This window comes from Frigoribacterium sp. PhB116 (assembly GCF_004364285.1).
Lineage (GTDB): Bacteria > Actinomycetota > Actinomycetes > Actinomycetales > Microbacteriaceae > Frigoribacterium.
This window is the reverse complement of record NZ_SOBE01000004.1, coordinates 143,189-153,369: the sequence shown is the minus strand read 5'-3', so window position 1 is coordinate 153,369 and position 10,181 is coordinate 143,189. Positions and strand designations below refer to the sequence as shown.

The following is a 10,181-nucleotide window of genomic DNA, read 5'->3' as shown; positions in this document are numbered from 1 at the left end:
GGACCCGGGCCCGACCCGGGTGGCTGCCGCGGCGTGGCTACGCCGCGGCCGCCAGCGCGCCCCCGAGGAACGCGGCGAGCGCCGCCGTCGCCGACACCGACGACTCCCGCTCGACGTCCGGGTTGTAGTTCGTGTTCGTGTTGACGTCGTAGGGCACGACCCGGCCGTCGACCGTCTCGATGAACTCGACGCCGGCGACCTCGATGCCCTGCGCGGCGAGGAACGCTTCGAGCCGGACCACGAGCGGGTGCTCCGCCGTCACCGAGGGGCGCACCGCGAACGACGCCCAGGTCGCCGGGTCGGCACCCGCCGGGACGACGCACGCGTCCGCCGGGCACAGCTCGAAGCTGCCGGCGGACGTGTCGACCCTGACCGCGTAGACGAAGCGCCCGCCCACGAACTCGGCGCGGGTGACGAACGGCTCCTCGGCCTGCAGGTACTCCTGCAGCAGCGTGACGCCGTCGGCGGGCTGCTCGAAGTCGGGGCCGTCGACGTACGCGTCGAACGACTCGTGGTCGTCGAACCGGCGGACCCCGATGCCCTTGCCGCCCTGGTTGTGCTTCGTGATGAACGGCGTCGGCAGCTCGCGCGCTCGCTCCTTGAGGTCGGCGGCGCCGAACACCGCGACGGTCCGCGGCACGTCGAAGCCGTGTGCCGACAGGGCCAGGTACTGGGCGACCTTGCTCACCTCGAGCTCGACCACGCCGCTGCCGTTGACGACCCGGCGCCCGTGCCGCTCGGCCCAGCGCAGGGTCGCGCGCGCCACCTCCTTCGCCGTCGACCTGCCGCGAGTCGCAGCCGACGCGCTCAGGCGCGACCAGAACACCCCCGCAGGAGGCGCGGTCGACAGGTCGAAGGAGCTCCCGTCGAGCAGGTGCTCGGCGTGCGGCACCCCCGCGGCGTCGAGGGCGGCGAGCAGCGGCGGCAGCCACTCCTCGTTGTCGTGCAGCACGTGGACGACGGGTGCCTGGTCGGCGGTGTCCGGGTCGGGGGAACTCATCCCCCCACCCTGCCCGCCGCCGCCGACACCCGCAGGCCGGTGACGGTGCGTGACGGCGGACCGAGGGCACCCAGTCCGCAGTCGAGAACGACGAATAGCCTGGCGTCGACCCCCGGCCGGGAAGGAACCACGATGACCGCGACGTCGATCGCCTCGTGTGCACGCTCGTCATCGTCGCGCCGCAACTCGGACATGCCCGCCCGTGGCTAGGAACCGAGGCCGCGCCCGCGAGGCCAAGGTCGCCGTGCCGCCGCCGCCGAACCCTCGCAGCCTGGCCGTCCTCGGACTGATCCTCGCCTGCGTCTCCGGCCCTGTCGGCGTCGTCGTCAGCGTGGTCGCGCTCCTCCGCGCACGTCGAGCGGGCGAGAAGGACACCGCCGCCGTCGTCGGGATCGTCGTCGGCCTCGCGACGACCGCGGCGTTCATCGCCGGGGTCGTCTACTTCCAGGCCGTGTTCGCCGGCCAGACCGGTGTCTGCGCCGACCTCGGCCCGGGCGTCCACGAGGGCGCCTTCGGCTCCTTCTCCTGCCCCGCCGACTAGCTCACGTCGGGCGTGCTCTCCCGCCGATGGTCGTGAGACCCGCATCGATCGTGCGGGCGTACCTCGCACCGTCGCTCGTGGGAACGTGGCCGGCCTTGGTGCTAATGCCTATTATCAGCACCTGTCAGACTAGACCCATGAGCCAGCACCCGCCGAGGCCGTCGTGACGAACCCGCGCGCGGGCCGCATGACGCAGCGGCGCATCGCAGAGCTCGCGGGAGTCAGCCAGGCCGTCGTGTCGCTCGTCCTGAACGGCAAGGCCGACGAGGCCAGCCGCATCCCGGCCGAGACCAGCGCCCGGGTCATGAAGGTCATCCGGGACACGCAGTACACGGTCGATCCCGCGGCCCGGCGACTGGCGGGTGCCGGCAACGAGATCATCGGCGTCTTCACCTACGAGCCCGCCTTCCCGACCGAGGCACAGGACTTCTACACTCCCCTGCTGGCCGGCATCGAAGCCGAGGCCGAGGCCCTCGGATGCGACCTGCTCATGTTCACGAGCGCGCCCGTCCACGACGGCCGACGCGTCCTGCTCCACCAGAACAACCGCCTCCGGCTCTCGGACGGCTGCCTGCTGCTCGGCCTCGCCATGGAGGCCGGCGAGCTCGAGCGACTGGTCGACGACGGGTTCCCGTTCGTCGCCGTCGGTCGACGCGACGTGCCGGGCGTGCCCTACGTCGGACTGGACTACGTCACGCCCACGGCCGCCCTCGTCCGCCAGGCGGCCGAGGCGGGGCACCACCGCCTGACCTACCTGCACCTCGACTCGGCCGGCGAGTCCGTTCTCGACCGACAGCGCGGCGTTCGCGAGGGCGCCGACACCGCGGATGTCGAGGTCGCACTGCGGACCGTGACCTCGGCCGACCTGACCGCCGACCTCGTGGACGAGCTCCTCCGGGGTGGCACGACTGCTGTCGTCGTCGAGTCGGCCGAGCACGCGGAGACCCTCTGGCAGGTGGCGACGAATCTCGGGCTCGAGGTGCCGCGCGACCTCTCGATGGTCGTGCTGTCCGAGCATGCGCGCCCCAGGCCCGAGTCACCGGAGTTCACCCGCCTCCGCCCCCTGCGCTCGCTGCTCGGCGCTCGGTCCCTGCAGCTGTTGTCGCGCCTCCTGCACGACCCTGGTCTTCCCGAGGACGAGCGCCGCGTGCTGATCGACTGCGAGACGGTCGCTGGCGACACTCTCAGGCCGCCGAAGGCCTCAGGCCGCACCCGCGACGCCCCCCGAGCCGCACGCGACCAGAGGCCATGAGCCCCGCGGCCCGATTCAGAGGTACATCAGCGCCGACACGACGATGCCGCCGATGGCGACGGGCCAGACGTAGGGCAGCGTCCGCACCATGACCTGCTGCGGCTTCACCCCGGAGTACTGCGCCGCCCAGACGGTCTGCGTGCTCGTCGGATCCGAGATGCCGAAGACCTGGTTGTAAGAGGCCATGAGTCCCAGCACCGCGAGCGGCGAGTAGAAGCCGATCGCGGTCAGGGCCCCGGCGATGCCGGCGCCGAGACCGTAGATGTTCAGTGGTCCGCGGTAGAGGCAGAGCGGCACGAGCACCGAGAAGACGATCACGTAGAGCCAGATGTTCGTCGGCGCGAGCGCCTCGACGATGGGGCTGAGCGCCCCGACCGCACCGGGCAGCGAGACCGCGGCGAGCAACATGCCGATCGCGATGAACAACGTGATGGGAGGCGCGGCGACGGTGAACCCGTCGTACAGCGAGCGCAGGAGGCGCGTGCTCATGTCGCGCGGACGGGTCGTCGTCACGAGGGCGTAGAGGATGCCGGCCAGCAGCGACGGGATGATCGGCACCTCGAGGACGAGCGCCAGCACGATCGGCACCAGCGGCGTCACGAGTGACCACCACGGGGCGTCGCCGAGCCGGGCACGCCGCGAGGGACGGCGGGGCAGCCGGCCCGGCTTCCTGGTGGGCTCGTCTTCGTGTCGCTGCGACATCGAGGCCAGCGACCAGGCGTGCACGGTGCCCCGGCGACGGGTCTCGATCAGCACGAAGGCGACGGCAGCGACGAGGGCGAAGGGGAAGAGCACGATCATGAAGGACCGCACCTCGGGGATCGTGAGTCCGAGCGCCGTCGAGAAGAACTGCCAGACGGGCAGCTCGAACGGCACGCCCACCCCGATGCCCATCAGGATCGTGCCGGCAGCGGTGACCTTCGGCACGCCGACGGCGATCATGGCGGGGATGCCGATGACGCCGGCGAGCAGCGCCGCCGGGGCGGACCCGGTGACCGAGCCGACCAGGGCCGAGATGACGAGCACGCCGAGCGCGACGACGACGGGGCGGTCTCCGGCGAACTCGACCGTCTTGCGCACGAGGGTGTCGGCGATCGCGGTCTCGCGCATGAGCGAACCGAGCCACGATCCGAGCAGGATCGCGATCATGGTGGCCGCGAGCCGTACTGCCCCCTCTTGGATCACGGTCTGGAGGACGCTGCCCTCGGCACCGGATGCAGGAGCCCCGGGCGCGCCCATGAGCGGTGCGCTCGAGACGAGGGCTATGGCGACGGCGAGCAGGACGAGCGCGAAGGCCGTCGGCAGCTTGCCGCTGAGGATGAGGGCGACGCCGGCCGCCATGATGAGGATGATCGCGATGCCCATGTCAGGACTCCTTGACGGGTCGGCGCACCTGGTCGAAGGCCGAAGCGGCCGCCGCGGTGACGAGGAGGGGGGATCGACCGAGGCCGAGGGATGTCCGGGCGAACGCGTGGGCAGCGAGTTCGTCCGCGCCCGCGATGTGTGCCCAGCGGCGCCATCGGCCGACCGAGAGCGCAGCCTCGCCGACAGCTGTCCGCAGCTCACGGGCGTGAGCGTGGGTGATGAGGTCGTGCGCCCGCTCGTGCTCGATCGCTGCCTCACGGACCGAGCCCGGCGGGAACCAGTCCTGCCAGCCCAACCGGTCCACGAGGTCCTCGCAGAACTCCACGGTGTCGACGTACAGGTCGATCGTGCGGGTGCGGTGCGAGAACCTTGCGACGGCGGGGTCGCCCGAGACGAGTCCGTCGCGGTGCTCCACGACGGTCATGCCGCGAGCGGCGTAGGGAGCGGCAGGGTCGCCGTCGGCGTCGCAGGCCGGTCCGGAGGCGCGGGTGCGGCCGGCGAGGTCGCGTCCGAAGTCCTGCGCCCGGGCGCTGATGCGGCGGAGAGCCTCGGGAGTCCGTGCTTGGTTGGTCGGCGTCCCGCGCAGCAGGATGACACCGAGGTCGACGTCCGGCGTGCCGGCGAGCGCCAGGAGTGGCTCGAGCTCGAGCGCCCCGACGGCCGGGCGCCTCACGAGCGGGCCTCGAGGACGGCGACGAGGTCCTGATCCGAGGGTCTGCCCTGCATCTCGGTGCGGGCCAGGGAGACCAGGGCGCTCTCGTCGAGCACACCCGAGAGGTCGGAGAGCGTCGGACCGATCAGCAGCTGCACCGCAGGAGCACGGGAGCCGCCGTCGCCGTAGCTCGTGAGCTGCGAGATCATCCGTGGCACGAGCTCACCCCCGGTCGCGACGGTGCCCTGCTCGACGTGCGCGTCCGGCGAGGCGAAGCGCACGACACCGTCACGGTCGACGACCCGCACGGCGCGTCGCGGTCGCCGCAGGAACGACCGGGTCGGCGGCGCCCCGTAGACCAGGTGGCTCGGCGTCTCGGCCAGCACGTCGAGGTGCCCGACGTCGATCCGCAGGCTCTCGGCGGCGAGGCGGTCGAGGTCGGCGCGCTCGAGGGTGTGGGCTCGGTCCTGGGTCCGGAGCTCGGTGGCGCCGGTGGCGATCGCGCGGACCGTGTTCGACTGCGGGTCGACCGTGACGTCGACCGTGACCCCTGCAGGCGCAGCGCCCTGGGCGATCACCGCCTCCTCGGCTTCTCGGCGGACACCGAGGATCTGCTCATCGGTCGCCCCGGGGATGACACGTTCGACCTGCTCGCGGACGAGCGCGAGGGCCACGCCGATCGGGCTGATGACCTCGCTGTGCCGCGCGATGCTCCAGTCGTGTCCTGACTGCTCGCCGGCGAACGGGGTGACCGACGCCGCGCCTCCCCCGCCGCCGACGAGACGGATGCCCGTCTCGGCGAGGCGGTAGTCCGCGACGAGCTCGGCGACGACCGCGAGCACGGGCTCGGTGCCCTTGCGCAGCACCTGACGCGCAGCGTCGTCGACGCTCGCGCCGAGGGCCGCGGCGAGGGGCTCCATCGCGAGGCGAGCGGTCTCGCGCGGGGCGTGCGCGTACTCCCTCTCGGGCACGAGGCCGAGGGCGTTGGCGGCGCAGGTCATCGTCAGTGCGAAGCGCCCGGCAGCCGACTCGATCGCGACGTAGTCGGCGGGGTCGCCCTCGAGCGGGGAGAGGGAGACCAGGTAGGCACCCGTCAGGTCGTCGACCCCGGCGAAGCACGCATAGGGCAGGCCCGCGATGTGCGCGCTGCGCGGCCCCACGGCCGTGACGCGGGCGTTGGAGCCCGACGTCCTCAGCCGCAGCATCGAGCCGCCGCCGACGCCGACGGTGCGGACGTCGAGGGCGGTCAAGAAGGTGGAGCTGCCTCCGAAGCGCGTGTGCTGCACGGCGACCTTGCCGCGCCGGATGACGGAGACATCGGTCGAGGTGCCGCCGGTCTCGAGGAAGACGCCGTCGCTGACGTGCTCCTGCATGAGCGCCCCGGCCACGCCGGCGGCGGGGCCGGAGAGGACGGTCAGGAGGGGGCGCCGGCGCATCTCGTCGAGCGACATCACACCGCCGTCGCAGCGCATCACCATCAGGGGCGCTGTGATGCCGGCAGCATCGATGCTCGACTGCACGAGATCGGCCGTCGCGAACATCTTGGGCAGGATGACGGCGTTGAGCACGGCGGTCCTGGTGCGCTTGCTGAGCCCGTAGAGCGACGAGATGTCGTGGGTGGCGGTGACGAAGAAGCCACGGGCCCGCGCCCGCTCGGCGACGTGCGCCTCACCCGACTCGTCGTCGACGCTGAAGGGCTCCGAGACGACGACCGACCGGATGTCGAGCTCGTCGAGCTCATCGAGGATGCGGTCGACGGCGCCGTCGTCGTCGGCCCGGCGGAGGTGGCGGAACTCGAGCGGCAACGTGATGCCGTCGGCGAGCTCGATCTTGCGGAGGGAGGCGAGCCGCTTGACGAAGAACGCGGAGGCGCCGGATCCGATCCCGATCAGCCCCACCGGAGCAACGTCTCCCTCGAGCAGGGCGTTGGTGGCCTGCGTCGTGCCGTGGGCCAGGAAGACGACGTCGTCAGGTGATCGCCCGATGTCGCCCAGGAGCCGGTGCAGGCCCTCGATGATGCCCGCGGCGACGCCGTCCGGGTGATCGTGGCTCGTCGGCGTCTTGGTCTGTCCGATGAGGTCGAGGGTCGTCGCGTCCACGGCGACGGCATCGGTGAACGTGCCCCCGACGTCGATGCCGATGCGGACGGGCGCGGAGGTCGGGGACTCAGGTCGCGGGGTCTCGGGTCGTTCGTTCACGTCGTCGTGATCTCTCTTGTCGGTCAGGGTGGGAGGTGCTGGGTCTGGTGCTCAGTAGGCCTGGACGGCAGGCCACCGTCGCTCGACGCCCTCGGCGTCGAGTCGGCGGGCGAAGGCGGCGAAGCGGTCGGGATCGGCCTGGACCTCGCGAGGCAGGACACCGGTGGCGAGCGCCTCGACGACGAGGGCGCCGGCGACCTCGCCGACGTTCCACTCGACCGGGTGCAGGCGGAAGCAGCCGTTGCTGACGTGGGTCGTGCCCAGGTTCTTGCCGGCGGGCAACAGATTCGTCACGCGCACCGGGATGAGGGCGCCGAGCGGGATCTCGAAGGGCACGCTGGGCACGTCGACGTAGTTGTCGCCCCCGGTGGAGGGATGCAGGTCGAGCCGATAGCTGCCGACGCCGACGGAGTCGCGACGGTGGACGCGGCCGGTCTCGCCGAGCACCTCGGCCGAGACGTCGTGCTCGGTCACCGTGGTGACGGCCTTGATGCGCCGTGACTCGCGGACGTAGGGCGCGAGGGCCAGGCCGTCGTCCGACCCCGTGACGTCGCCCCGCAGCCGTAGGCCAGGGAAACCCTGCCCGCCGTCCTCCCTGGGCGCCTCGGTCTGCAGCCAGTACAGCAGCGAGAGGGACAGCTGTCGGGCCTCGTGCAGGGCCCGCTCGGCCAGTTCGGGGCCGGCACCGACGTAGGGCTGGAGCCAGTAGTCGTTGAGCGGCCAGTTGACGAGGCAGATGTCGGAGTCGAAGGCACCGTCGGTGAAGAGCTTGCGGGCCAGGATGCGCCGGAAGCCCCACAGCTCCTTGTCGCCGGCGTCGGCGCTCTGGTCGGCGCTGACGGCGAGGGGGTCGGTGTCGGGGTTCGGGACGAAGGTGCGTGGGTGGGCCTCGAGCGACCGCGGGTCGGGCGCCAGGAAGGCGAGCAGCGGGCCCGGCCAGAAGTCGGGCCGGTACGAACGCCAGAAGTCGTACATCTCGGGCCGCTCGATGGTGTGCACCTCGCCCTCGTGGTGCGAGACGGCGAAGCAGAACGTGATGCCCTGCTGGTTCAGAGGGTCTCCCTCGGCTGGGGCGTGCGGCTCACCGTGCTCGGAGGACGACTCGGCCCCGGTCACGTGCTCGACGCCGGCGAGCTCGAGCAGCTCACCGGTCTCGGTCGCGTCGAGGACGAAGGAGGCCCGGATCTCGACCTCGCGTCCGTCGCGCCCCACTGTGGTGACCGTCTCGCAGCGGTCTCCTTCGGTGCTGGCCGCCACCGGTCGGTGCTCGGTCAGCACGGTCAGCAGGCCGGCGCTGCGGTACGGCGCGAGCATCTCGTCGATGACGGCGACCGCGACGCGGGGCTCGTGGCAGAGCTTGCTGACACGGCCGGCACCCGGGTTGAGCTCCCGCCAGGCGGCAGCCTCCGGGCGAAGTGGGTAGACACGGCGGTAGTGGTCGCGGATGCCGTCGCGGAGCGCACGATAGGCCGCCGTCACGCCGAACTGCTCGACCCACGGGTGCTCGTCGGGCGGGACTGCCTGTGACGTCAGCTGACCGCCGAGCCAGATGGTCTCCTCGGTGAGGACGGCGCGTCGACCTGATCGGCAGACGGCGAGGGCGGCGGCGACGCCCCCCAGACCTCCTCCGACGATCAAGACGTCGGTGTCGAGTACGACTCGTGCGCTCGTGGTCACGCCAGGCTCCCTCAGCTTGCTGTCCGTATTCGCTAATGCGTATTAGCGTCACATGATCATGCACCCGAGAAGGGCGCTTCGCAAGCTGGATGCCGACGTCGAGCCCATCCGGCCAGTCGATGAAGGCGGCCGACACGCCGAGCAGGTCAGCTTCAGAGCACGCTGAACACGGTGACGAAGGCCGTCGCCGCGACGGCTGTCAGCCCGACGACGAGCAACTACGAGGTCGGGTCGATTCCTCGTCAGCTACGCGCCTCACGCCCGCGGGCGCGGCTGCAGGCGCTCGAGCTGGGTCACGTGCCTCGGCTCGAGCTCCTCGAGCGAGTGCGCTCCGAGCAGCTTCATCGTCCGCACGACCTGGTCCGAGAGGATCTCGATCGTGCGGTCGACGCCCTGCCGCCCGCCGGCCATGAGCCCGTAGAGGTACGCCCGCCCGATCAGGGTCGTCTTGGCCCCGAGCGCGACGGACGCGACGATGTCGGCGCCGTTCATGATGCCGGTGTCGACGAGGACGTCCGTGTCCGCGCCCACCTCGCGCACCACCTCCGGAAGGAGGTGGAAGGGGATCGGCGCCCGGTCGAGCTGCCGCCCGCCGTGGTTCGACAGCACGATCCCGTCGACTCCCGCGTCCACGAACTTCTTCGCGTCGTCGACGCTCTGCACGCCCTTCACCGCCAGCTTGCCCGGCCACATCTCGCGGATGATCCGCAGGTCGTCGAAGCTGATCGTGGGGTCCATCGCCAGGTCGAGCAGATCGCCGACCGTCCCGCCGGTGGCGCTCAACGACGCGAACTCCAGCTTGTTCGTCGTGAGGAAGTCGTACCACCACCACGGTCGGGGCAACGCGTCGAGCACCGTCCCCAGCGTCAGCTGCGGCGGGATCGAGAACCCGTTCCGCTTGTCCCGGAGGCGCGCCCCCGCGACCGGGGTGTCCACCGTGAAGAAGAGGGTCTCGTACCCGGCGGCCGCCGCCCGCTCCACGAGGCCGTACGAGATGTCGCGCTGCCGCATGACGTAGAGCTGGAACCAGTTGCGCCCGTGCGGGTTGGCTGCCTTCACGTCCTCGATCGACGTCGTCCCCAGCGTCGACAGGGTGAACGGGATGCCTGCGGCCGCCGCAGCCGAGGCGCCGGCCGTCTCTCCTTCGGTCTGCATGAGACGGGTGAACCCGGTCGGCGCGATCGCGAACGGCATCGCCGACGGCGCCCCGAACACCGTCGCCGTCGTGTCGATGTCGGCCACGTCCCGCAGCACCTCCGGATGGAACTCGACGTCCTCGAACGCCTGCCGGGCCCGCGTGATCGAGATCTCCGCCTCCGCGCTGCCGTCCGTGTAGTCGAACGCGGCCTTCGGCGTGCGGCGCTTCGCGATCGTCCGCAGGTCCTCGATCGTCAGGGCGGCCTCGAGGCGGCGCTTGCGCCCGTCGAGCTCGGGCTTCTTGAAGCTCAGGTACTCGAGCAGCTCGACGGGCTTGGGGAACTGACGCTGGACCATGG

At 71.5% G+C, this 10,181-nt stretch carries 8 protein-coding genes; 2 read left to right on the top strand and 6 right to left on the bottom strand.

The genetic code is table 11. The annotated features are described in order from the left end of the window. Window positions 1-37: 37 nt before the first annotated feature. Window positions 38-1,000: an alpha-L-glutamate ligase gene (locus EDF20_RS13380; protein WP_133739002.1), complete on the bottom strand. Its 963-nt coding sequence runs from the start codon at window positions 998-1,000 to the stop codon at window positions 38-40. A gap of 202 nt (window positions 1,001-1,202) precedes the next feature. On the opposite strand from EDF20_RS13380, the gene EDF20_RS13375 reads away from it, so the two are divergent. Next, the gene (locus tag EDF20_RS13375) at window positions 1,203-1,541 is read left to right on the top strand and encodes a hypothetical protein (protein WP_133739001.1); all 339 of its coding nucleotides are present in this window, start codon (window positions 1,203-1,205) and stop codon (window positions 1,539-1,541) included. Window positions 1,542-1,704: 163 nt separating this feature from the next. Further along, window positions 1,705-2,793 (top strand): LacI family DNA-binding transcriptional regulator, encoded by a 1,089-nt coding sequence (locus EDF20_RS13370; protein ID WP_208292654.1) that lies wholly within the window; start codon window positions 1,705-1,707, stop codon window positions 2,791-2,793. A gap of 15 nt (window positions 2,794-2,808) precedes the next feature. Here EDF20_RS13370 and EDF20_RS13365 read toward each other — a convergent pair whose 3' ends face one another. From EDF20_RS13365 to EDF20_RS13345, 5 genes are all read right to left on the bottom strand, one after another. Next, the gene (locus EDF20_RS13365) at window positions 2,809-4,158 is read right to left on the bottom strand and encodes a transporter (protein WP_133739000.1); all 1,350 of its coding nucleotides are present in this window, start codon (window positions 4,156-4,158) and stop codon (window positions 2,809-2,811) included. Window position 4,159: 1 nt separating this feature from the next. Beyond that, a complete protein-coding gene (locus EDF20_RS13360; RefSeq protein ID WP_208292653.1) occupies window positions 4,160-4,831 on the bottom strand; it encodes a hypothetical protein in 672 nt (223 codons plus the stop codon). Beyond that, entirely contained in the window at window positions 4,828-7,008 is a 2,181-nt protein-coding gene (locus EDF20_RS13355; protein WP_133738999.1) for a hydantoinase/oxoprolinase family protein, read from the bottom strand. Before EDF20_RS13355 ends, EDF20_RS13360 begins: the two co-directional genes overlap by 4 nt. Window positions 7,009-7,059: 51 nt before the next feature. Continuing rightward, window positions 7,060-8,685 (bottom strand): FAD-dependent oxidoreductase, encoded by a 1,626-nt coding sequence (locus EDF20_RS13350; RefSeq protein WP_133738998.1) that lies wholly within the window; start codon window positions 8,683-8,685, stop codon window positions 7,060-7,062. Between the two features lie 255 nt (window positions 8,686-8,940). Next, the gene (locus EDF20_RS13345; protein WP_133738997.1) at window positions 8,941-10,179 is read right to left on the bottom strand and encodes an alpha-hydroxy acid oxidase; all 1,239 of its coding nucleotides are present in this window, start codon (window positions 10,177-10,179) and stop codon (window positions 8,941-8,943) included. Window positions 10,180-10,181: the final 2 nt, after the last annotated feature.

What these genes read in the sequence shown, in the direction of transcription:
- EDF20_RS13365 (WP_133739000.1), bottom strand. Translation starts at nt 4,158, where the DNA reads ATGGGCATCGCGATCATCCTCATCATGGCGGCCGGCGTCGCCCTCATC.
- EDF20_RS13380 (WP_133739002.1), bottom strand. Translation starts at nt 1,000, where the DNA reads ATGAGTTCCCCCGACCCGGACACCGCCGACCAGGCACCCGTCGTCCAC.
- EDF20_RS13345 (WP_133738997.1), bottom strand. Translation starts at nt 10,179, where the DNA reads ATGGTCCAGCGTCAGTTCCCCAAGCCCGTCGAGCTGCTCGAGTACCTG.